Source organism: Escherichia sp. WS1265 (assembly GCF_046487585.1).
Classification (GTDB): domain Bacteria; phylum Pseudomonadota; class Gammaproteobacteria; order Enterobacterales; family Enterobacteriaceae; genus Escherichia; species Escherichia coli.
Genome location: NZ_JBJQJE010000006.1, coordinates 85266 through 108509, shown reverse-complemented (window position 1 = coordinate 108509; position 23244 = coordinate 85266). Strand labels below are relative to the sequence as shown.

Here is a 23244-nt window from a genome sequence, read left to right as displayed (position 1 = left end):
ATCCGGTCAGCACCCGATATTGCATTATTTTTCGCTGGGCGTTTTGCCTTTTTGCAGCGTCTCTTTCACCTGACCGATAAGCTGACGACGGAAATCCCCGAGGCGAGGTTTGTCATCGTCAATCCACGGCAGAGGGCGGCAAAGCTCCATAGCTTTAATCCCCAGTCGTGCCGTCAGAAGTCCTGCACCAATCCCCTGAGCTGCCCGGGTAGACAAACGCGCAGCGAGATCTTGCGACATCCAGTCCATCCCCACTTCACGCACCAGTTCGCTGGCTCCGGCGAAAGCGATATTCAGCAATACCAGCTTAAACAGGCGCAAACGGCTGTAATATCCCAGTTCAATGCCATACAGCGTGGCGATGCGATTAATCAAACGCAGATTGCGCCAGGCGATAAACGCCATATCCACCAGCGCCAGCGGGCTGACCGCAATCATCAACGTTGATTCCGCCGCCGAACGGCTGATTTCGCGCCGCGCCTGGGCATCTAAAACCGGCTGGACCAGATGAGCATACAGGCTGACCACTTCACGATCGTTTTGCGTTTCATGGATTGAGGCATACCAGCGTTGCAGTGCCGGATGCGACTGGTCGATGCCCGCCTGCTGCGCCAGTTTTTCGCAAAATGCGCGGCCTTTACCCGTGCCGTGACTGTGCAACAAATCGCGCGCTTCGTCGCGTTCATGGGCGCGCTGTCGCAAGCGCCATAAGCGCCGCCACTCTGTTACCACAGAACCTACGCCAGCGCCGATAATCAATGCCCCAGCGGCACATCCACCCAGCGCTACCCAATCCTGAGTTTGCCAGGCGTTCATTGTCCACTGCACGCCCTGCCCGACAACGCTTGCGCCAAACAGAGCCAACCCGCCCATCACCATTTTGCGCCACAGGCTGCGTTTCGGACGTAACGCTGCGTCCATCACCGCTTCAACTTGCCCCTCTTCTTCCTGCGCTTCGTCGAGCGTGGCCGGGGCAAAATTTTGCGCCTGATTTTCGTCAAAGGTCTGCTGCGCCCTGAATTTTGGATTCTGATCGACCTCCAGTGGACCGTCGAAATCAATACGTGGTTTTAACGGTTCGGTCATCGCAATTTATCTCCTATTAAAAATTCCAGCGCAGCATCAAGACGAATATGCGGCAGCGGTTTGTCGACATCCATCACCTGCGGACGAAACGCCTCAAACTGGAAGCCTTGCTTATCCCAGAACGCCTGACCAGGCAAACGTGCGGGAACTTCGCCAGGATAAACAGTGAGCGGTGCGCCATCGCTGAGTCGATTACCGCGCAGCGCCGGGATTTTCTCACCGTTAACATCAATAATGCCGCTGGTGGTCGCCTGAACTGACGCCAGCCCCAGGCAGTCCATGCTGATCCCTTCGAACGCTGCATTTTGCCAGGCATCCTGAATCAGTTGTTGCAGTAATGAAACCATATTGGCGTGCTGATCGATGGTCACATGGTCTGCTTTAGTCGCAGCAAACAATAGCTTATCGATAACCGGCGAAAACAAACGCCGGAACAGGGTTCGCTGCCCGTAGTGGAAACTTTGCATCAGCTGCGTCAGCGCCAGACGCATATCATTAAATGCCTGTGGCCCACTGTTGAGAGGCTGCAGGCAATCCACCAGCACAATCTGGCGGTCAAAGCGCAGAAAATGATTCTTATAGAACCCCTTCACCACTTTCTCGCAGTAATAATTAAACCGCTCGCGCAGCATTCCGGCATTGGTATGCTTATCGGCCTGCGCCAGTTTGGACTCGCCCCAGGCATCGACATCCGGCCACGGGAAGAATTGCAGCGCGGGTGCTCCTGCCATATCTCCCGGCAAGACAAAGCGCCCAGGCTGAATAAAGTGCAACCCCTGCTGTTTGCAGTGGTGGAGATACTCGGTCCAGGCGGCGGCAATGTCTGCCAGCCGGTTTTCGTCGGCAGGCGCTAGCGGGTCCAGCCCTTCGCACATCATTCGCCATTTCGCCGACCATTCGCCGCGCTGACCATTGAGTAAGCCCGTCATCTGGCGCGACCAGCTTAAATAGTCCTGCGCCAGCATCGGCAGGTCGAGCAACCATTCGCCGGGGTAATCCACAATTTCCAGATACAGCGTGGAGGTGTCCTTAAAGTGGCGTAGCAGCGAATCGTTCGATTTAAAACGTAACGCCAGGCGAATTTCACTGACGCCGCGCGTAGGCGTCGGCCAGGCGGGAGGATCGCCATATAACTGCGCCAACCCTTCATCATAGGTGAAGCGCGGAATGCCAAAGTCACGCTGGGGAATGCGTTTTACGCCCAGCAGGCGCTCTTCACGCACCGCACTTAAAAGCGGCAAACGTGCTCCGGCATGAATATTGAGCAACTGATTAACCATCGCGGTGATAAACGCTGTTTTGCCGCTGCGGCTAAGTCCGGTTACAGCGAGGCGCAGATGTCTGTCGACACCCCGATTCACCAGCGCATTAAGTTCATTTTTAAGTCGCTTCATTGCTGTCCTGTGCCAGAAAGCTGTAGAAAGGATTAGATACTGGAGATAATAATGTGGGTTAATTTTGATTTATCAAATGAATAAGCGGCGTTGTTTACACCGCTCAATAAGTAATTTGTTAACCTTTGACCTTCGGCATTGCGATGTCTTTCAGGCCACCGGCGTTCTCAACGTGGGTATATCCCATCTCGCTAAGGATCTCTTTTGCCTGCCCTGACTGGCGTCCGGCATTGCAATACACTTTCACGGTGTCGTTTTTATCCGGAACGGCGGTGGCAATGCGCTCTTTTACTTCCTTCAGGGGAATATTGATGGCCCCCTGAACGTGCTCTTGCTGATACTGCTCTGGAACACGAACATCGATCCAGTGTTCAGCGGCGAAAACGGGCAGTGAAAACACCAGTGTCAGAGCAAGTAAGCCTTTTTTAAACATGTAAGCGTCCTTCTATGGATGAAAATTGCCATCCATAATATGCCTTAGCTTTAACAATTTTTGCGAAACTCCCCTCACCTTTTATAACGCTGCGCCAGTTTATTGGCAGCCCGACTTAACAGCGGTTCCAGCGCCACGGCCAGCAACATTTTCAGTGGTCGGCGAGCAACTGATTTTATCGCCCAGCCAGCTACACCCGCCGGGCCATAGCGCAGTGCGGTAAGAAGTACCAGCTTGCCTGCTAATTTGAAACCAGGCTTCACCTTTTGCCCGGCCTGTTGCCAGCGAATATTCATAACTTTCCTCACAGTTGACGGAAACGGCTACGTAACGTGAAAGTATCGGAAGTGACATAACGTTCCATCTCGCGTAAACGCGTTTCACTTGCCGCCAGTTCACGGTCGACTTCATCCAGCAATTCACTGCTGGAAGGTAGCTGCTCACCAAAGGCCATGTTGTCCGGCATTGGATCAAGCGCAAATGACAAAATGATGTAAGCAACCAGGGTAAACAGCGCCAGACCGAAGAAAATCGACAGCACCACCAGAATACGCACCAGTTTTACCGGTACATCAAAATAGTTGGCAATCCCGGCGCAAACGCCGCGTACCATGCCCTGCTGCGGAATACGCCATAATTTTTTATTGAGATTAATGCCCGCCATTAGCGATCCCTCCAGTTCGGATGTTCTGCATCAAGAATAGATTCCAGCGCCTGAATACGTTCGCGCATCCGTTTTGCTTCATCAGCCAGTTGCGCTAATCGCTGCTGCTCACTTTGCGACAATTCACTGCGACCAGAACGATTGCTGTAATGCAGCCATAACCAGATCGGTAAAACAAACAGCACAAAAATGGTTAACGGAATAGCCAGAAATAGCGCGCTCATAAGGACTCCTTAGACGATGAGCGGCGGCGCGTTCGGACGCCGCCTGGATGTTATTATTGATTGTCTTGCTTCATTTTGGCTTTTAATTGTGCCAGTTGCTCGCTGATTGCATCATCGGCTTTCAGTTCGGCAAACTGATCGTCCAGCGATTTTTGTTTACCGAAGCTGTGGCTTTCTGCTTCCGCTTCCATCTGGTCAATTCGACGTTCGAAAGATTCGAAACGAGCCATTGCTTCATCCAGTTTGCCACTGTCCAGCTGACGACGCACATCGCGCGACGAGTTTGCCGCCTGATGGCGTAACATCAATGCCTGCTGGCGAGCGCGTGTTTCGCTCAATTTGTTTTCCAGCTCGCCGATCTCTTTCTTCATGCGTGCCAGCGTATCGTCCACCAGCGTCACTTCATGTTCCAGGCTCTTAATCAGATCGGTCAGTTTCTGTTTTTCAATTAACGCCGCACGCGCCAGATCCTCTCTCTCTTTCAGCAGCGCCAGTTCGGCTTTTTCCTGCCATTCAACTTCACGCGCCGACGCTTGTTCAATACGGCGAGTCAGCTGTTTCTTTTCTGCCAGCGCACGCGCCGAAGTAGAACGCACTTCAACCAATGTATCTTCCATCTCCTGGATCATCAGACGCACCAGTTTCTGTGGATCTTCCGCTTTCTCTAACAGAGCGTTGATGTTGGCATTCACGATGTCGGCAAAGCGAGAAAAAATACCCATAATGTTGTCCTCTTGATTTCTGCGTTCAGGATTGTCCTGCTGAACTATTAATACAATTTGCGTGCCAATTTTTTATCTTTTTGATTTATAAAGATCTGATTGAAGAATCAACAGCAACATGCCAGGATGAGTTAGCGAATTACACTAACAAGTGGCGAATTTCATCATGGCAGAATACAAAGATAATTTACTCGGTGAGGCGAACAGCTTTCTCGAAGTGCTGGAACAGGTTTCGCATCTCGCACCGCTGGACAAACCGGTGCTCATCATCGGCGAGCGCGGCACAGGTAAAGAGCTGATTGCCAGCCGTCTGCATTATCTCTCCTCCCGTTGGCAGGGGCCGTTTATTTCCCTTAACTGCGCGGCGTTAAATGAAAATCTGCTGGATTCCGAACTGTTTGGTCACGAAGCGGGCGCGTTTACCGGTGCGCAAAAACGTCATCCAGGGAGATTTGAACGTGCCGACGGCGGTACGCTATTTCTTGATGAACTCGCTACGGCACCGATGATGGTGCAGGAGAAATTATTGCGCGTGATTGAGTACGGTGAACTGGAGCGCGTTGGCGGCAGCCAGCCATTGCAGGTGAATGTGCGGTTGGTATGCGCGACGAATGCCGATCTCCCGGCGATGGTCAATGAAGGTACTTTTCGCGCTGACCTGCTCGACCGGCTGGCTTTCGATGTAGTGCAACTGCCGCCCCTGCGCGAGCGCGAAAGCGACATTATGCTGATGGCAGAACACTTTGCCATTCAGATGTGTCGGGAAATCAAGCTGCCTCTGTTCCCGGGGTTTACGGAGCGCGCCAGAGAAACATTGCTGAATTATCGCTGGCCGGGAAATATTCGTGAATTGAAAAACGTGGTGGAACGTTCGGTGTATCGCCACGGCACCAGCGATTATCCGCTTGATGACATTATTATTGATCCCTTTAAACGGCGTCCGCCTGAAGACGCTATCGCCGTTTCAGAAACCACCTCGCTTCCAACGCTGCCGCTGGATTTACGTGAGTTTCAGATGCAGCAGGAAAAAGAGTTGCTGCAACTCAGTTTGCAACAAGGGAAATATAACCAGAAGCGCGCGGCTGAATTACTTGGGTTAACCTATCATCAGTTCCGCGCGTTGTTGAAAAAGCACCAGATTTAGCGAAGTTGGGCAATACAACTTGCCGGATGCGGCGTGAACGCCTTATCCGGCATACATAATCAATACGTTGTTTGCAGGCCTGATAAGCGCAGCGCATCAGACATTATTGCGTTGGGCTATTAATCGCTCAGCGCATCCTGCAAAATTTTCATTGCCTCATCGAATTGCGCATCCGGGATGGTCAGCGGATACAGGAAGCGAATCACGTTGCCGTATGCGCCACAGGTCAGCAGGAGCAGCCCCTGCGCCAGCGCGCGTTGCTGGATTTTCTGTGCAATCGCCGCTGACGGCTCGCCCGTTTGCGGATCGTTAAACTCTACCGCAATCATAGACCCCAGACCGCGTACTGCCGCGATGGCCGGAACGCTTTCTTTGGCAACAATCAGCGTGTTTGTCAGACGCTGGCCCAGTTTATTCGCGCGTTCGCAGAGTGATTCTTTGTCGATAATGTTGAGCACAGCATGCGCGGCGGCTACTGCCAGCGGGTTACCGGCGTAGGTGCCGCCAAGCCCGCCCGGCGCGGGCGCGTCCATAATATTCGCGTTACCGACCACGCCCGAAAGCGGCATCCCGCCCGCCAGGCTTTTCGCCATCGTCATTAAGCCCGGCTTATCGGCGTAATGATCCATGGCAAACATTTTACCGGTACGCGCAAAGCCGCTTTGCACTTCATCGGCAATCATCACAATGCCGTGCTCGTCGCACAGGCGGCGAATGGCGGCAACCAGCTCTTTTGGTGCAACGTTGAAACCGCCTTCACCCTGCACCGGTTCGAAAATAATCGCCGCCACCTGCTTCGCTTCAATGTCCGATTTAAACAAGCGTTCGATGGCGTCGAGGGAGTCCTGCGTTGAAACGCCATGTAAATCTGACGGATAAGGTACGTGATACACCGAACCGGGGAACGGGCCGAAGCCGATTTTGTACGGCGCGACCTTTCCGGTCAGCGCCATGGTCATATATGTACGACCGTGGAAGCCGCCGCTAAACGCAATCACGCCAGGGCGTCCGGTATGGGCGCGGGCGATTTTCACCGCGTTCTCAACCGCTTCCGCACCGGTGGTGAAGAACGCAGTTTTAGCCTGCCCGCTCACCGGGGCAAGGGCGTTAATTTTCTCCGCCAGCGTGACGTAGCTTTCGTACGGCACAATCTGATACGCCGTGTGGGTAAACTGTTGCAATTGCTGCTCCACCGCCGCGACCAGATCAGGGTGGCGATGCCCGGTATTCAGCACCGCAATGCCTGCGGCGAAATCGATGTATTCGTTGCCCTCTACGTCCTTCAGCGTGGCGTTTTCTGCCGACTGGGCGAAGAAGTTACACATCACGCCAACCCCGCGAGGGGTAGCAGAAAGACGACGCTGATGGAATTCATTGTTGCTCATGTTTCACACCTTTTGACTCTTCACTGTTAATCGGAAATTAAACGCCCAGACGATCGCGCAGGCTGTAATAAGCCGCGCCCATCGCGGTAAACGGAACGCGCAGCGTGCGCCCGCCGGGGAACGGGTAATGCGGCAGATTGGCGAAGGCGTCGAAACGCTCGGCGTCACCGCGCAGCAGTTCAGCAATCAAACGCCCGGCGAGGTGGGTACAGGTGACGCCGTGGCCGCTGTAGCCCTGCATGTAGTAGATGTTGGTATCGAGGCGACCGAACTGCGGCATGCGCGACAAGGTCAGCAGGAAGTTGCCCGTCCAGCGGTAATCAATTTTCACGCCCTTCAGCTGCGGGAAGGTTTTCAGCAGTTTCGGCACCACAAGGCGCTCAACGTCATCCGGGTCGCGCGCGCCGTAGACCACGCCGCCGCCGTACAGCAGGCGGTTATCGGCGGTAAGACGGTAGTAATCAAGCAGATAGTTACAGTCTTCAACGCAGTAGTTTTTCGGGATCAGCGAACGGGCTAAATCTTCCGACAGCCGCTCGGTGGTGATCACCTGCGTGCCGCACGGCATGCTGCGTTTCGCTAGTTCCGGCTCTACTTTATCGCCCAGATACGCATTCCCGGCGACAATCACATACTTCGCCGTCACCTGACCATTGGCAGTCCGCACCACGGCTGGCGTGGTGTGCTGGATCTGCGTCACGGCGGAAAGCTCATACACGCGCCCTCCGTTCAGGCGGATGGCATCGGCTTCACCAATGGCGAGGTTTAGCGGGTGAATATGCCCACCGCTGTGATCCAGCAGCGCACCAGTGTAGCGATCGCTGGCGACCTCGCGGCGAATAGCGTTGGCGTCCAGCAGCTCCAGCTGTTTATTGCCGTAGCGTTCCCAGTTCTCTTTCTGCTCTTCGAGTGTGGCGAGTTGTTTATCATTCATCGCCACAAACAGGCCGCCGGGGCGATAGTCGCAGTCAATCTGATAACGTTTGATACGTTCTCGGATGATCTCGCCACCCTCGAACATCATGCTGCCGAGCATACGGGCGGTATCCATGCCGTAGCTTTTTTCGATCACGTCGATGTCGCGGCTGTAGGAGTTCACAAGCTGCCCGCCATTGCGTCCGCTTGCGCCGAAGCCGATGCGTGAGGCTTCAAGAACCACCACGTCAAAGCCCGCTTCCGCCAGATGCAGCGCGGAGGAAAGCCCGGTATAGCCGCCGCCAACCACGCAAACATCGCAGGAAATCGACTCATTCAGTGTGTCGAATGGCGCGTATTTATTCGCACTGGCGGCGTAATAACTGCTGGTATGTTCGGTCATTTCAGGCCTCCAGGCTTATCCAGATAGTTTTCAGTTCAGTGAATTTTTCAAGGGCGTGCAGGGATTTGTCGCGACCGTTGCCGCTCTGCTTATAGCCGCCAAACGGCACGGTCATATCGCCGTCGTTGTAGTTATTGACAAAGACGGAACCGGCTTTCAGGCGACGGCTCATGCGGTGCGCGCGGGAGAGGTCGCGCGTCCATACCGCCGCGCCGAGGCCGTACTGGCTGTCGTTAGCAAGCTGAAGCGCCTGATCTTCTGATGTGAAACGCGTGACCACCAACACCGGGCCGAAAATCTCTTCGCGGCTTAAGGACGCATTCGGGTCTACGTCTACAAAGATCGTCGGGCCGATGGCGGCAGCCAGCTCGGCGTTACGGCCATCCAGCAGCAGTTGCCCTTTGCCTTCGCCTTCACGAATAAAGCTATGCACCGAGTCGGCGTGGGCGCAGTCGATTAAGGTGCCCATGGTGGTTGCGGGATCAAGTGGATGGCCCGGCTGCCAGTTTTGCGCCTGCTGTTTTAACAGGGCTAAGAATTCATCGGCGATGCTCTCTTCCAGCAACAAACGCGTTCCGGCGATGCATACCTGGCCCTGGTTGTAGAAAATGCCTGCGGCGGTGGCGCTTGCCGCCTGTTGCAAATTCGGGCAGTCGGCGAAAACGATGTTGGCGCTTTTGCCGCCCGCCTCCAGCCAGACGCGTTTCATGTTGCTGTCGCCCGCGTCCTTCAGCAGCTGTTTCCCGGTGCGGGTTGAGCCAGTAAAGGCAATGGCATCGATATCGTTATGGCGCGAAAGCGCCTGCCCGGCTTCATGACCAAAACCCGTCACCACGTTCAACACACCATCCGGCAGCCCCGCTTCTTTCGCCAGCCCCGCGAGACGAATCGCACTGAGCGGTGATTTTTCAGACGGTTTTAGGATCACGCTGTTTCCCGCCGCCAGCGCCGGGCCGAGTTTCCAGCAAGTCAGCAGCAGCGGGAAGTTCCACGGCACGATGGCGGCAATCACGCCGACCGGTTCACGCACGATCATCGCCAGCTCATGGCTACTGGTGGTCGCCACTTCGCCATACACTTTGTCGATAGCCTCGGCGTACCAGCGAATGGCGCGCGCCGCGCCGGGAATATCATCACGCAGGCTGTGACGAATCGGTTTGCCGGTGTCAAGCGTTTCCAGCAGCGCCAGTTCTTCAGCGTTAGCTTCCATTAAATCGGCGAGTTTATTCAGCACCGCTTTACGCTTAGCCGGAGAAGAGAGTGACCAGTCGCCACGTTCAAACACGCCGCGTGCTGCGCTCACCGCACGGTCAATATCGACGCTCTTGCCGCGGGCAATATTCGCCAGCGGTGCCTGGGTGACCGGATCAACGGTTTCAAAAGTTTCATTTTCCGCCGCAGCAGTATATTCACCGTTAATAAATAAGCGGGTTTCAATGGCGAGACTTAACGCTTTATCCTGCCAGTAAGCCAGATGATGAAAATTCATTATGACTCCTGTTTCACGTCTATCAGATATATGCAGTTTGTGAACGTCAGGGCGCAGAGATCCCCGGGCCGCATGCCCGTTTATTTCTGGCGACATTCTTTATGGATTGCCGGGCGCATTGCGCTTACCCGGCTTACAGAACAAAAAGATTAAAACGTGGTGGGCGTATGGGCGCTGATAATTCGGCAAATACCTGCCGACGTATTACTGAAACTGTGCGGGATGCCGGTATTAATGGCATAACTTTGCCCCGCGACGAGGTGGTAATCCTGACCATTAATCGTCAGAACAATTTCACCTTCCAGTACAGTGCCTATTTCCTCACCCTGATGCTTAATTCTTTCCCCAGTGGTTGTGCCCGGCTGGTAAGTTTCAAAGATCATCGCCAGCGTGCGATTCGGGTTACCGTTATGAACCAGCTTCATTGACACACCCTGACTGCCCATCTCAATTAAGTCGTCCTGATTAATGACGACCTGCGGCTCATCAGGTTTTTCCGGCTCGGAAAAGAATTCCGAGAGTGACAGACCATACACCTTCAGCAGCTTTTGCAGCGTACTGATGGCAGGGCTGACTTTATCTTGTTCTATCGTACTGATAGCACTGTGAGTCAGCCCGGAGAGTTCGGCGGCACGACGTTGTGAAAGCCCCTGCTGCTGGCGGATTTCCGACAAGCGTTTTCCTGGCGCCAGTCCCTCATCACTCATATTTGCATTTCCTTAAACTGTAGTGGTCAGAGTCGCTGTTTTTCAGCGATATGGTGCTGACAAGCGGTGATAAAGCCCTCGAACAATATACGCGAAAGCGCGTACTCGCTACTGTTCCATTCCGGGTGCCACTGTACGCCCAGCGCAAAAGGATGATTGATGACGCTAACCGCCTCAACTAAGCCATCCGGCGAGCGAGCTTCAACACGCAACCGTGGGCTAACGACCTTCGCCCCTTGTCCATGCAGAGAGTTTACCCAAAAGTTGCTACATTCAGGTAACAACGCAGACAGTAATCCCCCCTCTTCAACCAAAACTTCATGCGACGGCGCATATTGCTGCTCCACCGGCAGTTCGGGATCTTCCCGATGTTCCAGCAATTCAGGCTGTTCGCACAGCTTGCGATGCAACGAACCACCGGTTGCCACCACCAGTTCCTGTAAACCCCGGCAGATGGCGAAAATGGGGATGCGCCTTTCGAGTGCGGCATTAATTAACGCCATGCTCAGAAGATCACGCCCGGGATCGGCGTCAGGCTCATCGCCGTTTTCACCATATAGGTGCGGCTGCACATTGCTGGGACTACCAGGAAGATAAATACCATCGAGTTTCGGCAAAAGTTGTTCAAGTAACGACGGTTCCGCCAGCGCATGTGGTAGCGCAATTGGCAAGCCGCCTGCGTGGATGATGGCATTCAGGTACTTTTCTTGCAGAGTCTGGGTCGCATGACCCTTAAGCCTGTTCCTGCACATTACGACACCGACAACCGGATTGTTCATTATATTTTCCATGCTCAATCTCACAAAGTGGACTAAATTATCGCCATTACTGCGCTTTAAATGACCTTTATGTTCAATATTTTTTCAATCTAGCAGTGGGTTTTCATTTTTGCAAACTCAATTTAACATTTGACAAACATTTAGTTTGCATACAGATTCGAATAGTGGTCATTATATTTTACGCTTTGATAACGAGCGGAAAACAAACCAAAGGCGAAGAATCATGGAAACCAATATCGTTGAAGTAGAGAACTTTGTTCAGCAGTCAGAAGAGAGGCGGGGTAGCGCCTTTACGCAGGAAGTGAAACGCTACCTGGAGCGCTACCCGAATACACAATATGTTGATGTTTTACTTACCGATTTAAATGGTTGCTTCCGTGGAAAGCGTATTCCTGTTTCAAGCCTGAAGAAGCTCGAGAAAGGGTGTTATTTCCCGGCCTCGGTATTTGCAATGGATATTCTGGGCAACGTAGTAGAAGAAGCAGGTCTGGGTCAGGAAATGGGCGAGCCGGATCGTACCTGTGTTCCTGTTCTCGGTTCCTTAACTCCTTCTGCCGCCGATCCAGAGTTTATCGGTCAGATGCTTCTGACCATGGTCGATGAAGATGGCGCTCCCTTTGACGTTGAGCCGCGGAACGTTCTTAACCGCCTGTGGCAGCAGCTGCGCCAGCGCGGATTGTTCCCTGTCGTAGCGGTAGAGCTGGAGTTCTATTTACTGGATCGCCAGCGCGACGCTGAAGGGTATCTGCAACCGCCCTGCGCGCCCGGCACCGATGACCGCAATACACAAAGCCAGGTTTACTCCGTTGATAACCTCAACCACTTCGCCGACGTGCTCAATGATATTGATGAGCTGGCGCAGTTACAGCTGATTCCGGCAGATGGCGCGGTCGCCGAGGCCTCGCCAGGTCAGTTTGAAATCAATCTTTACCATACCGATAACGTGCTGGAAGCTTGCGATGATGCGCTGGCACTAAAACGCCTGGTGCGTCTGATGGCAGAAAAGCATAAGATGCACGCCACTTTTATGGCGAAGCCGTATGAAGAGCACGCGGGCAGCGGGATGCATATCCATATCAGTATGCAAAATAATCGTGGCGAGAACGTGCTTTCTGACGCGGAAGGCGAAGATTCGCCGCTGCTGAAAAAGATGCTCGCCGGGATGATTGACCTGATGCCGTCATCAATGGCGTTGCTGGCACCAAACGTGAACTCGTATCGCCGCTTCCAGCCGGGAATGTATGTGCCGACGCAGGCGTCGTGGGGCCATAACAACCGCACCGTTGCCCTGCGTATTCCCTGCGGCGATCGCCATAATCACCGCGTGGAATATCGCGTGGCGGGTGCCGATGCCAACCCGTATCTGGTGATGGCGGCGATTTTTGCCGGTATTTTGCATGGCCTTGATAACGAACTGCCATTACAGGAAGAAGTCGAAGGTAACGGGCTGGAACAGGAAGGCTTACCCTTCCCGATTCGCCAGAGCGATGCCCTGGGTGAGTTTATCGAGAATGATCACCTGCGCCGCTATTTAGGCGAACGGTTTTGCCATGTCTATCACGCCTGTAAAAATGATGAGCTGTTGCAGTTTGAGCGCCTCATCACAGAAACAGAAATTGAGTGGATGTTGAAAAACGCGTAATACCCCTTGCGGGGTTGTTTCATCGGCCTGAGCGGAGCCAGGCCTGACATTTGCTGGTAATCCAGACATTTTCCGGATGTCGCGTTATGGAGCGCAGGCGGCAACGGGCTTCCGTTAACGATTAAGACTGTGACGAGGAAATGAGATGATGCCGATGATTAAATCCCCGCATGGCGAGGGAGGCTGCGTATGCGCCCCTCCTGCGACTGACTGGACTCCGCCCCCTTTGCTTCCCTTGCTAAACAGGTTTGATTTCAGGTCGACACGACCGCAAACCTTATTACGCAGGGGAGGCAGCAACTATGGCTATTAATTCACCACTGACTATTGCTGCGCAATCTGGCAAAACCCGTCTGCGAAAATCACTGAAATTGTGGCAGGTGGTGATGATGGGTCTGGCCTATCTCACGCCGATGACCGTATTTGATACTTTTGGTATTGTCTCCGGCATTAGCGACGGTCACGTTCCGGCGTCCTATTTGCTGGCGCTGGCGGGCGTGCTGTTTACCGCTATCAGCTACGGCAAACTGGTTCGCCAGTTTCCGGAGGCCGGTTCGGCCTATACCTACGCGCAAAAGTCGATTAACCCGCACGTCGGATTTATGGTCGGCTGGTCATCACTGCTGGATTATCTCTTTTTGCCAATGATCAACGTTTTGTTGGCGAAAATCTATCTCTCCGCCCTCTTCCCGGAAGTGCCGCCGTGGGTGTGGGTGGTAACCTTCGTCGCCATTTTAACCGCCGCGAATCTGAAGAGCGTCAACCTGGTCGCTAACTTCAATACCCTGTTTGTACTGGTGCAAATCTCCATCATGGTGGTGTTTATCTTCCTGGTGGTTCAGGGACTGCATAAAGGAGAAGGCGTTGGCACCGTCTGGTCACTTCAGCCGTTTATCAGCGAGAACGCGCACCTGATCCCGATTATTACCGGGGCGACGATTGTCTGTTTCTCCTTCCTCGGTTTCGATGCGGTGACCACGCTTTCGGAAGAGACGCCGGACGCCGCACGCGTGATCCCGAAAGCCATCTTCCTGACGGCGGTATACGGCGGCGTTATCTTTATCGCTGCGTCGTTCTTTATGCAGCTGTTCTTTCCCGATATCAGCCGCTTTAAAGACCCGGACGCCGCACTGCCTGAAATTGCGCTGTACGTCGGCGGCAAGCTCTTCCAGTCGATTTTCCTCTGCACCACGTTTGTGAACACGTTAGCGTCTGGCCTGGCGTCGCACGCCAGCGTGTCGCGTCTGCTGTATGTGATGGGGCGTGACAATGTGTTTCCGGAGCGCGTGTTTGGCTATGTGCACCCAAAATGGCGGACTCCGGCACTGAACGTCATTATGGTCGGGATTGTTGCGCTGTCGGCGCTGTTCTTTGATTTAGTCACCGCGACAGCATTGATTAACTTCGGTGCTCTGGTGGCGTTTACCTTCGTTAACCTGTCGGTGTTTAATCATTTCTGGCGGCGTAAAGGAATGAATAAAAGCTGGAAGGATCACTTTCACTATTTGCTGATGCCGCTGGTTGGCGCGCTGACGGTGGGTGTGCTGTGGGTTAACCTCGAGTCAACGTCACTGACACTCGGTCTGGTATGGGCTTCGTTAGGCGGCGCATATTTGTGGTATCTGATCCGCCGCTATCGCAAAGTGCCGTTGTATGATGGTGACAGAACGCCGGTGAGCGAAACGTAATAGTCGGATGCGCGGCGCATTATCCTGCCTGAGGGTAATGCGCCGCGCCATTAACTATAAAAAGATGTATGACCCGGATCACGAGTGCTATCATCCGCCCTTATGCTTAGCGCATTAACCCCAGGGGCAAATAATGAACCACGATATCCCGCTAAAATATTTTGATATTGCCGATGAGTACGCGACCGAATGCGCAGAGCCTGTCGCCGACGCTGAACGCACACCGCTGGCCCACTACTTCCAGTTACTGCTCACCCGTTTGATGAACAATGAAGAGATCAGCGAAGAAGCCCAACATGAAATGGCTGCTGAAGCGGGGATTAATCCCGTACGCATTGATGAGATCGCAGAGTTTTTGAATCAATGGGGTAATGAGTAATTATTTCATTGCAGACGCTCGGTCAGTATCGTTGCCCGGATAAAGCGTTCACGCCGCATCCGGCTAAAAATGACACGCACTGCAGCGTGCTTTAATGGGTTTCTCACGATCGTACCGCTCTGCTCCTCGCTAAGTTGTTCTGTGAGTTATAGTTATAGAGAAATCACGGGTACGAATGTTGAACAGATGGCGACGTCACCTGTTCAACGACCAACCACACGGCCCTCATTACGACCCCTGAACACAAACGGTAATGGCAAATGTCATTAAATATTAGTAAGATAGCCTCTTTACATAAAATCCCTTAATATTATGCGCCAGGTATTATCGTCTCTTTTGGTGATTGCTGGACTTGTGAGTGGTCAGGCAATCGCCGCGCCTGAATCCCCCCCGCATGCAGATATCCGCGACAGCGGTTTTGTCTATTGCGTCAGCGGGCAAGTCAACACCTTTAACCCATCCAAAGCGAGCAGTGGGTTAATTGTCGATACCCTTGCCGCCCAGTTTTATGATCGACTGCTGGATGTCGATCCCTATACCTATCGCCTGATGCCGGAACTTGCCGAAAGCTGGGAAGTTCTCGATAACGGCGCGACCTATCGCTTCCACCTGCGTCGCGATGTTCCGTTTCAAAAAACCGACTGGTTTACTCCCACTCGTAAAATGAATGCCGACGATGTGGTGTTTACCTTCCAGCGAATTTTTGACCGCAACAACCCGTGGCATAACGTCAACGGCAGCAACTTCCCCTACTTCGACAGCCTGCAATTTGCCGATAACGTGAAAAGCGTCCGCAAACTGGATAATCATACGGTTGAGTTCCGACTCGCCCAGCCGGATGCTTCTTTTTTGTGGCACCTGGCGACCCATTATGCATCGGTCATGTCGGCAGAATATGCCCGGAAGTTAGAGAAAGAAGATCGTCAGGAACAACTCGACCGTCAGCCGGTCGGCACTGGACCGTATCAGTTGTCGGAATACCGCGCCGGGCAATTTATTCGCCTACAACGTCATGATGACTTCTGGCGCGGCAAACCGTTAATGCCGCAGGTGGTGGTGGATTTAGGCTCCGGCGGTACCGGACGTCTGTCGAAACTCCTGACCGGAGAGTGCGACGTTCTGGCCTGGCCTGCTGCCAGTCAGCTATCCATTTTGCGTGACGACCCACGCTTGCGTTTAACGCTGCGTCCAGGGATGAATGTCGCCTATCTGGCATTTAACACCGCTAAACCGCCGCTAAATAATCCCGCTGTCCGCCATGCGCTGGCACTGGCGATCAATAACCAGCGTCTGATGCAATCCATCTATTATGGTACGGCTGAAACGGCGGCCTCTATTTTACCGCGAGCCTCGTGGGCCTATGACAACGAGGCTAAAATTACTGAATACAATCCGGCAAAATCGCGCGAACAGTTGAAGGCGTTGGGGCTGGAAAACTTAACGCTGAAACTGTGGGTGCCCACACGTTCGCAGGCGTGGAACCCCAGTCCACTGAAAACCGCCGAACTGATTCAGGCGGATATGGCACAGGTTGGCGTAAAAGTGGTGATTGTGCCGGTAGAAGGTCGTTTTCAGGAGGCGCGGTTGATGGATATGAGCCATGACCTGACGTTATCCGGTTGGGCGACGGACAGTAACGACCCGGACAGTTTCTTCCGTCCGTTACTGAGCTGCGCGGCAATTCATTCGCAGACCAACCTCGCCCACTGGTGCGATCCGAAATTCGACAGCGTATTGCGTAAGGCGCTCTCCTCGCAGCAACTGGCGGCGCGCATCGAAGCCTATGACGAAGCGCAGAGTATTCTGGCGCAGGAATTGCCCATTTTGCCGCTGGCGTCGTCATTGCGTTTGCAGGCCTATCGGTACGATATCAAAGGTCTGGTACTTAGCCCGTTTGGTAACGCCTCCTTTGCTGGGGTGTATCGCGAGAAACAGGATGAGGTGAAAAAACCATGATTATCTTCACCTTACGCCGCATTTTGTTATTGATTGTCACCTTGTTCCTGCTGACCTTCGTTGGCTTCAGCTTGAGCTATTTCACTCCACACGCGCCGTTACAAGGCGCGTCACTGTGGAATGCCTGGGTGTTCTGGTTTAATGGCCTGATCCACTGGGATTTTGGTGTTTCCAGCATTAACGGTCAACCGATTGCCGAACAGTTAAAAGAGGTCTTCCCGGCGACGATGGAACTGTGCATCCTCGCCTTCGGTTTTGCGCTGATTGTTGGCATCCCCGTGGGGATGATTGCCGGGATTACGCGCCATAAGTGGCAGGATAACTTGATCAACGCCATCGCCTTACTGGGCTTTTCAATCCCGGTGTTCTGGCTGGCGCTTCTGTTGACGCTGTTTTGTTCACTCACGCTAGGTTGGTTGCCCGTTTCAGGGCGTTTCGATCTGCTCTACGAAGTGAAACCGATTACCGGTTTTGCGTTGATTGATGCCTGGCTTTCGGACTCACCATGGCGGGATGAAATGGTCATGAGCGCAATCCGCCATATGATATTGCCCGTGATCACCCTGTCGGTTGCGCCAACAACTGAAGTGATCCGACTGATGCGTATCAGCACTATCGAAGTGTATGACCAGAACTATGTTAAAGCAGCGGCGACCCGCGGTTTGTCGCGCTTTACTATTTTGCGTCGCCACGTTCTGCATAACGCGTTACCTCCGGTTATTCCTCGCCTGGGCTTACAGTTTTCTACCATGCTGACGCTGGCGATGATCACCGAAATGGTTTTTAGCTGGCCGGGTTTAGGCCGCTGGTTAATTAACGCCATCCGCCAGCAGGATTACGCAGCCATTTCCGCCGGAGTGATGGTGTGTGGTTCACTGGTCATTATTGTTAACGTGATTTCTGATATTTTGGGTGCCATGGCTAACCCTCTGAAACATAAGGAATGGTATGCCTTACGATAGCGTATACAGCGAAAAGCGCCCGCCGGGCACGCTGCGTACCGCCTGGCGCAAATTTTATAGTGACGCCTCTGCGATGGTCGGCCTGTACGGCTGCGCGGGGCTGGCTGTACTGTGTATTTTTGGCGGCTGGTTTGCGCCTTACGGCATCGATCAGCAATTTCTCGGTTATCAATTATTGCCGCCGTCATGGTCGCGCTATGGCGAAGTTTCTTTCTTCCTTGGGACTGACGACCTCGGACGCGATGTTTTAAGCCGTTTACTGAGCGGAGCTGCGCCAACCGTAGGCGGCGCATTTGTGGTGACGCTTGCCGCGACGATCTGCGGCCTGATACTGGGCACCTTCGCCGGGGCGACGCACGGCCTACGCTCAGCGGTGCTTAACCATATTCTGGATACCTTACTGGCGATCCCTTCCCTGCTGCTGGCAATTATCGTTGTAGCGTTTGCCGGACCGAGTTTGTCTCACGCCATGTTTGCCGTCTGGCTGGCGCTACTGCCGCGTATGGTACGTTCGATTTACAGCATGGTGCATGACGAACTGGAAAAAGAGTACGTCATCGCCGCCCGTCTGGATGGCGCATCAACGCTGAATATTCTCTGGTTTGCTGTGATGCCAAACATCACCGCCGGGCTGGTCACCGAGATCACCCGCGCACTGTCGATGGCAATTCTCGATATCGCCGCGCTGGGCTTTCTCGATCTCGGCGCGCAACTCCCCTCGCCTGAATGGGGAGCGATGCTCGGTGATGCGCTGGAACTGATTTATGTCGCCCCGTGGACTGTCATGCTGCCAGGTGCGGCAATTATGATTAGCGTGCTGTTGATTAACCTCCTTGGCGACGGTGTCCGTCGTGCAATTATTGCGGGGGTGGAATAATGCCATTACTCGATATTCGTAACCTGACCATTGAATTTAAAACCGGTGATGAGTGGGTTAAAGCCGTCGACCGCGTAAGTATGACCTTAACCGAAGGTGAAATCCGCGGTCTTGTTGGTGAATCCGGTTCCGGCAAAAGTTTGATTGCGAAAGCGATTTGTGGGGTGAATAAAGATAACTGGCGTGTTACTGCTGACCGTATGCGTTTTGATGATATCGATTTGCTGCGTCTCTCCGCACGCGAACGGCGCAAGCTGGTTGGTCACAACGTGTCGATGATTTTCCAGGAACCGCAGTCGTGTCTTGACCCTTCAGAACGTGTGGGTCGCCAGTTGATGCAAAACATCCCAGCCTGGACCTATAAAGGCCGTTGGTGGCAGCGTTTTGGCTGGCGCAAACGCCGTGCCATTGAACTGCTGCACCGCGTGGGGATTAAAGATCACAAAGATGCGATGCGCAGTTTTCCCTATGAGTTGACCGAAGGTGAATGTCAGAAAGTGATGATAGCCATTGCACTGGCGAATCAACCGCGTCTGCTGATTGCTGACGAACCGACAAACTCAATGGAGCCAACAACCCAGGCGCAAATCTTTCGCCTGCTGACGCGTCTCAACCAAAACAGCAATACCACTATTTTGCTTATCAGCCATGACTTACAAATGCTTAGCCAATGGGCGGATAAAATTAACGTGCTTTACTGCGGTCAAACGGTGGAAACCGCGCCAAGTAAGGAGTTGGTGACAATGCCACATCATCCTTATACCCAGGCGCTGATCCGCGCGATACCAGACTTCGGCAGCGCGATGCCGCATAAAAGTCGCCTCAATACGCTGCCCGGCGCTATCCCACTGCTGGAACAGTTACCGATTGGGTGTCGTCTGGGGCCGCGTTGCCCGTATGCACAACGAGAATGCATTGTGACGCCACGTTTGACGGGGGCGAAAAATCATCTCTATGCCTGTCATTTCCCGCTGAACATGGAGAAAGAGTGAGATGATCGAAACGTTGCTTGAAGTGCGTAATTTAAGTAAAACGTTCCGCTACCGGACCGGCTGGTTTCGTCGTCAGACCGTAGAAGCGGTAAAACCCTTGAGCTTTACGCTACGTGAAGGCCAGACACTGGCGATCATTGGCGAGAATGGTTCTGGTAAATCCACGCTGGCAAAAATGCTGGCGGGAATGATAGAACCTACCAGCGGCGAGTTATTGATTGACGATCATCCGCTGCATTTTGGCGATTATTCCTTCCGCAGTCAGCGTATTCGCATGATTTTTCAGGATCCTTCGACCTCGTTGAATCCCCGTCAACGTATCTCGCAAATTCTGGATTTTCCACTGCGTCTGAACACCGATCTGGAACCTGAACAGCGTCGCAAACAGATTATTGAAACGATGCGTATGGTTGGGCTGCTACCGGATCACGTCAGTTACTATCCGCATATGTTGGCACCCGGGCAAAAACAGCGTCTGGGGCTGGCGCGCGCGCTGATATTGCGCCCAAAAGTCATTATTGCCGATGAAGCCCTCGCCTCACTGGATATGTCGATGCGTTCGCAGTTGATTAATCTGATGCTTGAGTTACAGGAAAAACAGGGCATTTCGTATATTTATGTTACCCAGCATATCGGAATGATGAAGCACATTAGCGACCAGGTGCTGGTGATGCATCAGGGCGAGGTTGTCGAGCGAGGCAGCACCGCCGATGTGCTGGCATCGCCGCTGCATGAACTCACCAAACGGCTGATCGCCGGTCATTTTGGCGAGGCATTGACGGCAGATGCGTGGCGTAAGGACCGTTAGTGTTTTGCGCCTCATCCTGACAGGGGCCCCCCTCAGGATGAGGTGTTCATTACTTTTGATTGTCGATTCTGGTGAGAGCAACCAGCAATGCCAGCGTATAACACACCGTAATTGCCAGACTCATTTTTAACAGTGTTTCTCCGCCAATTCCCGACAATGGCGCGGCTATACCGCCGAAGACAAACATGCTCATCCCCATCAACGCAGACGCCGTTCCAGATTCCTGCGTCCCTACTGCACTCATAGCCTCTGCCCCGCCAACAGTGCCGATGCCGCTACAAAATGCGATGGTGAAAAATAATGCCACCAGTGCCGGAATGGGCAATTGTATCCATGCGCATAAGACCGTGAGCATTGCACACAAAATTGCCGCTATCAGGCCACCTCGCAACAATGTCATCGCGTTAATCCGTCGCGCCAGGCGCGAGAAGATCCATGAAGCAATGATAAGTCCGATGCCGTTAAGGCCAAACACCAGGCTAAATTGCATTGGACTAAAGCCAAATTCCTTCTGCAACACGAACGACGAAGAGCCGATATATGCAAACAAACCGGCCAGCATAAAACTTTGAATCAGGCAAAAGCGCATAAAACGGCGGTTCTGCACCACGCTTCGTCCGGTTAATAGCAATGATGAGCCCCTTTTATTTTCTGGCAAGGTCTCATTAATAAATAACAGGCAGCCCAGCAACAGTACGGTGCTAATTTCAGCCATTACCCAGAATAAAGTGCGCCAGTCAAAAGTGCTGACAATGTACCCGCCCAGCACTGGCGACAACACCGGTGCCAGGCCATTCACCGTCATTAACAGCGCAAAAAACTGGGTCAACGTTACTCCCTGATATTTGTCACGAGCAATAGAACGAGAGAGCACCGAACCACCCGCCCCCGCGATCCCTTGAATAAAACGCCAGACCACCAGCCAGTAAATATTGTTCGTTGTCGCGCACAAAATGGAAGAAACAATAAACAATAGCAACGACAAGATTAACGGACGTTTACGCCCTAATTTGTCGCTCAGAGGGCCAAATAACAGTTGTCCGACGCCAAGACCGATCAGCGATGCGGTCAGGGTTAATTGCGTTATGGTCGTGGTTGCCGCCAGTTGCTCAGACATATCCGGCAAAGCCGGCAAATAAAGATCGGTACACATCGGGCCGATACCGGCTAAAAGACCAAGAATCAATGCCCATGAAAGAGAGACTCTAGCCATATTATTCCTTACTTGAGTGATGACATGCCGCCGCCCAGCGACTGCCAGAGCGTGATTCGGTTTGTAAAATCAGTCAGTTGCAGTGCCAGCAGCGCCTGCTGTGCGCTCCACAAGCTGCGCTGCGCCGTCAACACGGTCAGGTAATCACCAACACCCGCCTGATAGCGACGCAAGCCAACATCGACCGTTTGTTGCTCAGCTTTAACAGACTGGCGCTGTGCATCCAGTTGCTCTTCAAGCGTGGTCCGCCGCGCCAGTGCGTTAGCGACATCTTTAAATGCGCTCTGAACGGTTTTTTCATAGGTGGCAATGAGTCCACGCTTTTGTGCTTCTGCGTAACGAAGCTGCGCCAGATTACTTCCGCCAGTGAACAGCGGTAATGTGACCGATGGCGTAAATGACCAGATCTGCATTCCGTGGCTGAACAACGACGACAATGCGTCACTGCCAACACCAGCGCTGGCAGTCAGCGAAATCGTCGGAAAAAAGTTAGCCCGCGCCGCGCCAATATCGGCATTGGCGCTCTTCAAATTATGTTCCGCTTCCTGGATATCCGGACGACGCAGCAGAACGTCAGATGACACTCCCGCAGGAACCAGACTTATCATCTGTTCCGGCAGGCTTTCCAGTGTTCCCGGTAGCAAATTTTCCTCAAGCGTTGTACCTGCCAGTAAGTTCAGCGCATTTTTATCCTGCATCACTTGTGTCTGATAGCTGGCAACGCTGGCGCGTGCTTGCTGATAAACACTCATCGCCTCACTGACATCTGTCGCTGCCGCAGTGCCAACCTGTTGCTGGCGCTGGATAATTTTCAATGAGTTTTCTGCACTGGCCATCGTTTCTTTTGCCAGGGCCAGGTTGCTGTTATCGGCCGCCAGTGTCAGCCAAGCGGTGCTGATTTCAGCAATCAGCGTTAAACGGGTGTTCTGGGCTGTAAATTCACTGGCAAGCCAGGTTTCTCGCGCCGCCCGAGATAAACTCTGATTACGACCAAACAGATCTAACGTAAAACTGGACACCGTGCCGTCAGCCTCGGCAGTGGTTTCCGTACCATTCGCCAGCGAACGACTGCGGGTCGAACTTAAGGCCGCATTCACCGTCGGGAATAACGACGCATTAGTTTGCCCATAGAGCGCCCGTGCTGAGTCAATATCAGCAATCGCTTTTTGCACATCGCGGTTACTGTTCAGTGCAATAGTCACCACCTGCTGCAATCGGGGATCGTGGATCACCTGCTGCCAGTCATGGCTGATTGCCTTTCCCTGGCCCTGTGCTCCCGGCAAGGTCGCCGGGATTGGGGATTCAGGCGTACTGTAGTGAGGATCGAGCGAGACACATCCCGCACTCAACAACACCAGAAAAATAAGAGAACGACGCAACAT

The 23244-nt window shown here is 53.3% G+C and carries 24 protein-coding genes; 10 read left to right on the top strand and 14 right to left on the bottom strand.

Going from position 1 to position 23244, the window contains the following annotated elements; genetic code table 11:
* Positions 1 to 24: 24 nt before the first annotated feature.
* From ACJHX3_RS08220 to pspA, 7 genes are all read right to left on the bottom strand, one after another.
* The gene (locus ACJHX3_RS08220) at positions 25 to 1086 is read right to left on the bottom strand and encodes a YcjF family protein (RefSeq protein WP_000138728.1); all 1062 of its coding nucleotides are present in this window, start codon (positions 1084 to 1086) and stop codon (positions 25 to 27) included.
* On the bottom strand, positions 1083 to 2480 hold the full coding sequence (locus tag ACJHX3_RS08215) for a YcjX family protein (RefSeq protein ID WP_000825768.1): 1398 nt from the start codon (positions 2478 to 2480) through the stop codon (positions 1083 to 1085). Before ACJHX3_RS08215 ends, ACJHX3_RS08220 begins: the two co-directional genes overlap by 4 nt.
* 118 nt (positions 2481 to 2598) lie before the next feature.
* Positions 2599 to 2913, bottom strand: a complete 315-nt coding sequence (gene pspE / locus ACJHX3_RS08210) for a thiosulfate sulfurtransferase PspE (RefSeq protein ID WP_000473128.1) — start codon at positions 2911 to 2913, stop codon at positions 2599 to 2601.
* 74 nt (positions 2914 to 2987) lie between these two features.
* The gene (gene pspD / locus ACJHX3_RS08205) at positions 2988 to 3209 is read right to left on the bottom strand and encodes a phage shock protein PspD (RefSeq protein ID WP_001469239.1); all 222 of its coding nucleotides are present in this window, start codon (positions 3207 to 3209) and stop codon (positions 2988 to 2990) included.
* 8 nt (positions 3210 to 3217) lie between these two features.
* A complete protein-coding gene (pspC, locus tag ACJHX3_RS08200) occupies positions 3218 to 3577 on the bottom strand; it encodes an envelope stress response membrane protein PspC (RefSeq protein WP_000907387.1) in 360 nt (119 codons plus the stop codon).
* Complete coding sequence (pspB, locus tag ACJHX3_RS08195; RefSeq protein WP_001274963.1) at positions 3577 to 3801, bottom strand: envelope stress response membrane protein PspB; 225 nt, start codon at positions 3799 to 3801, stop codon at positions 3577 to 3579. The genes pspC and pspB overlap by 1 nt, the downstream gene beginning before the upstream one ends.
* A 53-nt stretch (positions 3802 to 3854) precedes the next feature.
* A complete protein-coding gene (gene pspA / locus ACJHX3_RS08190; protein ID WP_000511025.1) occupies positions 3855 to 4523 on the bottom strand; it encodes a phage shock protein PspA in 669 nt (222 codons plus the stop codon).
* Positions 4524 to 4689: 166 nt separating this feature from the next.
* Here pspA and pspF point away from each other — a divergent pair, with 166 nt between their 5' ends.
* Positions 4690 to 5667, top strand: a complete 978-nt coding sequence (pspF, locus tag ACJHX3_RS08185; protein WP_000852835.1) for a phage shock protein operon transcriptional activator — start codon at positions 4690 to 4692, stop codon at positions 5665 to 5667.
* A gap of 119 nt (positions 5668 to 5786) precedes the next feature.
* On the opposite strand, the gene puuE is transcribed toward pspF, so the two are convergent.
* The 5 genes from puuE to puuD all read right to left on the bottom strand — a co-directional run bounded on the left by puuE (position 5787) and on the right by puuD (position 11357).
* The gene (gene puuE / locus ACJHX3_RS08180) at positions 5787 to 7052 is read right to left on the bottom strand and encodes a 4-aminobutyrate transaminase (protein WP_094308114.1); all 1266 of its coding nucleotides are present in this window, start codon (positions 7050 to 7052) and stop codon (positions 5787 to 5789) included.
* A gap of 37 nt (positions 7053 to 7089) precedes the next feature.
* Positions 7090 to 8370: a gamma-glutamylputrescine oxidase gene (gene puuB / locus ACJHX3_RS08175; RefSeq protein WP_000134848.1), complete on the bottom strand. Its 1281-nt coding sequence runs from the start codon at positions 8368 to 8370 to the stop codon at positions 7090 to 7092.
* Position 8371: 1 nt separating this feature from the next.
* On the bottom strand, positions 8372 to 9859 hold the full coding sequence (gene puuC / locus ACJHX3_RS08170) for an aldehyde dehydrogenase PuuC (protein ID WP_001009163.1): 1488 nt from the start codon (positions 9857 to 9859) through the stop codon (positions 8372 to 8374).
* Between the two features lie 149 nt (positions 9860 to 10008).
* A complete protein-coding gene (gene puuR / locus ACJHX3_RS08165) occupies positions 10009 to 10566 on the bottom strand; it encodes an HTH-type transcriptional regulator PuuR (RefSeq protein ID WP_001278727.1) in 558 nt (185 codons plus the stop codon).
* Between the two features lie 26 nt (positions 10567 to 10592).
* Positions 10593 to 11357, bottom strand: a complete 765-nt coding sequence (gene puuD / locus ACJHX3_RS08160; protein WP_024043811.1) for a gamma-glutamyl-gamma-aminobutyrate hydrolase — start codon at positions 11355 to 11357, stop codon at positions 10593 to 10595.
* A 211-nt stretch (positions 11358 to 11568) separates the two neighbouring features.
* Here puuD and puuA point away from each other — a divergent pair, with 211 nt between their 5' ends.
* The 9 genes from puuA to sapF all read left to right on the top strand — a co-directional run bounded on the left by puuA (position 11569) and on the right by sapF (position 20649).
* Complete coding sequence (puuA, locus tag ACJHX3_RS08155; RefSeq protein ID WP_001296746.1) at positions 11569 to 12987, top strand: glutamate-putrescine ligase; 1419 nt, start codon at positions 11569 to 11571, stop codon at positions 12985 to 12987.
* 148 nt (positions 12988 to 13135) lie between these two features.
* A complete protein-coding gene (locus tag ACJHX3_RS08150) occupies positions 13136 to 13300 on the top strand; it encodes a protein YmjE (RefSeq protein ID WP_120795382.1) in 165 nt (54 codons plus the stop codon).
* Positions 13290 to 14675, top strand: a complete 1386-nt coding sequence (gene puuP / locus ACJHX3_RS08145; protein ID WP_001309476.1) for a putrescine/proton symporter PuuP — start codon at positions 13290 to 13292, stop codon at positions 14673 to 14675. Before ACJHX3_RS08150 ends, puuP begins: the two co-directional genes overlap by 11 nt.
* A 133-nt stretch (positions 14676 to 14808) precedes the next feature.
* On the top strand, positions 14809 to 15054 hold the full coding sequence (locus tag ACJHX3_RS08140) for a YmjA family protein (RefSeq protein ID WP_001015099.1): 246 nt from the start codon (positions 14809 to 14811) through the stop codon (positions 15052 to 15054).
* A gap of 312 nt (positions 15055 to 15366) precedes the next feature.
* Entirely contained in the window at positions 15367 to 17010 is a 1644-nt protein-coding gene (gene sapA, locus ACJHX3_RS08135) for an ABC transporter substrate-binding protein SapA (RefSeq protein WP_001250213.1), read from the top strand.
* Positions 17007 to 17972: a putrescine export ABC transporter permease SapB gene (sapB, locus tag ACJHX3_RS08130; RefSeq protein WP_000583281.1), complete on the top strand. Its 966-nt coding sequence runs from the start codon at positions 17007 to 17009 to the stop codon at positions 17970 to 17972. Before sapA ends, sapB begins: the two co-directional genes overlap by 4 nt.
* On the top strand, positions 17959 to 18849 hold the full coding sequence (gene sapC / locus ACJHX3_RS08125; protein WP_001146160.1) for a putrescine export ABC transporter permease SapC: 891 nt from the start codon (positions 17959 to 17961) through the stop codon (positions 18847 to 18849). Before sapB ends, sapC begins: the two co-directional genes overlap by 14 nt.
* Positions 18849 to 19841, top strand: a complete 993-nt coding sequence (gene sapD / locus ACJHX3_RS08120; RefSeq protein WP_001128858.1) for a peptide ABC transporter ATP-binding protein SapD — start codon at positions 18849 to 18851, stop codon at positions 19839 to 19841. Before sapC ends, sapD begins: the two co-directional genes overlap by 1 nt.
* Position 19842: 1 nt before the next feature.
* Positions 19843 to 20649: a peptide ABC transporter ATP-binding protein SapF gene (gene sapF, locus ACJHX3_RS08115; RefSeq protein WP_000573407.1), complete on the top strand. Its 807-nt coding sequence runs from the start codon at positions 19843 to 19845 to the stop codon at positions 20647 to 20649.
* A gap of 49 nt (positions 20650 to 20698) precedes the next feature.
* Here sapF and ACJHX3_RS08110 read toward each other — a convergent pair whose 3' ends face one another.
* Positions 20699 to 21862 (bottom strand): multidrug effflux MFS transporter, encoded by a 1164-nt coding sequence (locus tag ACJHX3_RS08110; protein WP_094308113.1) that lies wholly within the window; start codon positions 21860 to 21862, stop codon positions 20699 to 20701.
* An 8-nt stretch (positions 21863 to 21870) separates the two neighbouring features.
* A complete protein-coding gene (locus tag ACJHX3_RS08105) occupies positions 21871 to 23244 on the bottom strand; it encodes an efflux transporter outer membrane subunit (RefSeq protein WP_094308112.1) in 1374 nt (457 codons plus the stop codon).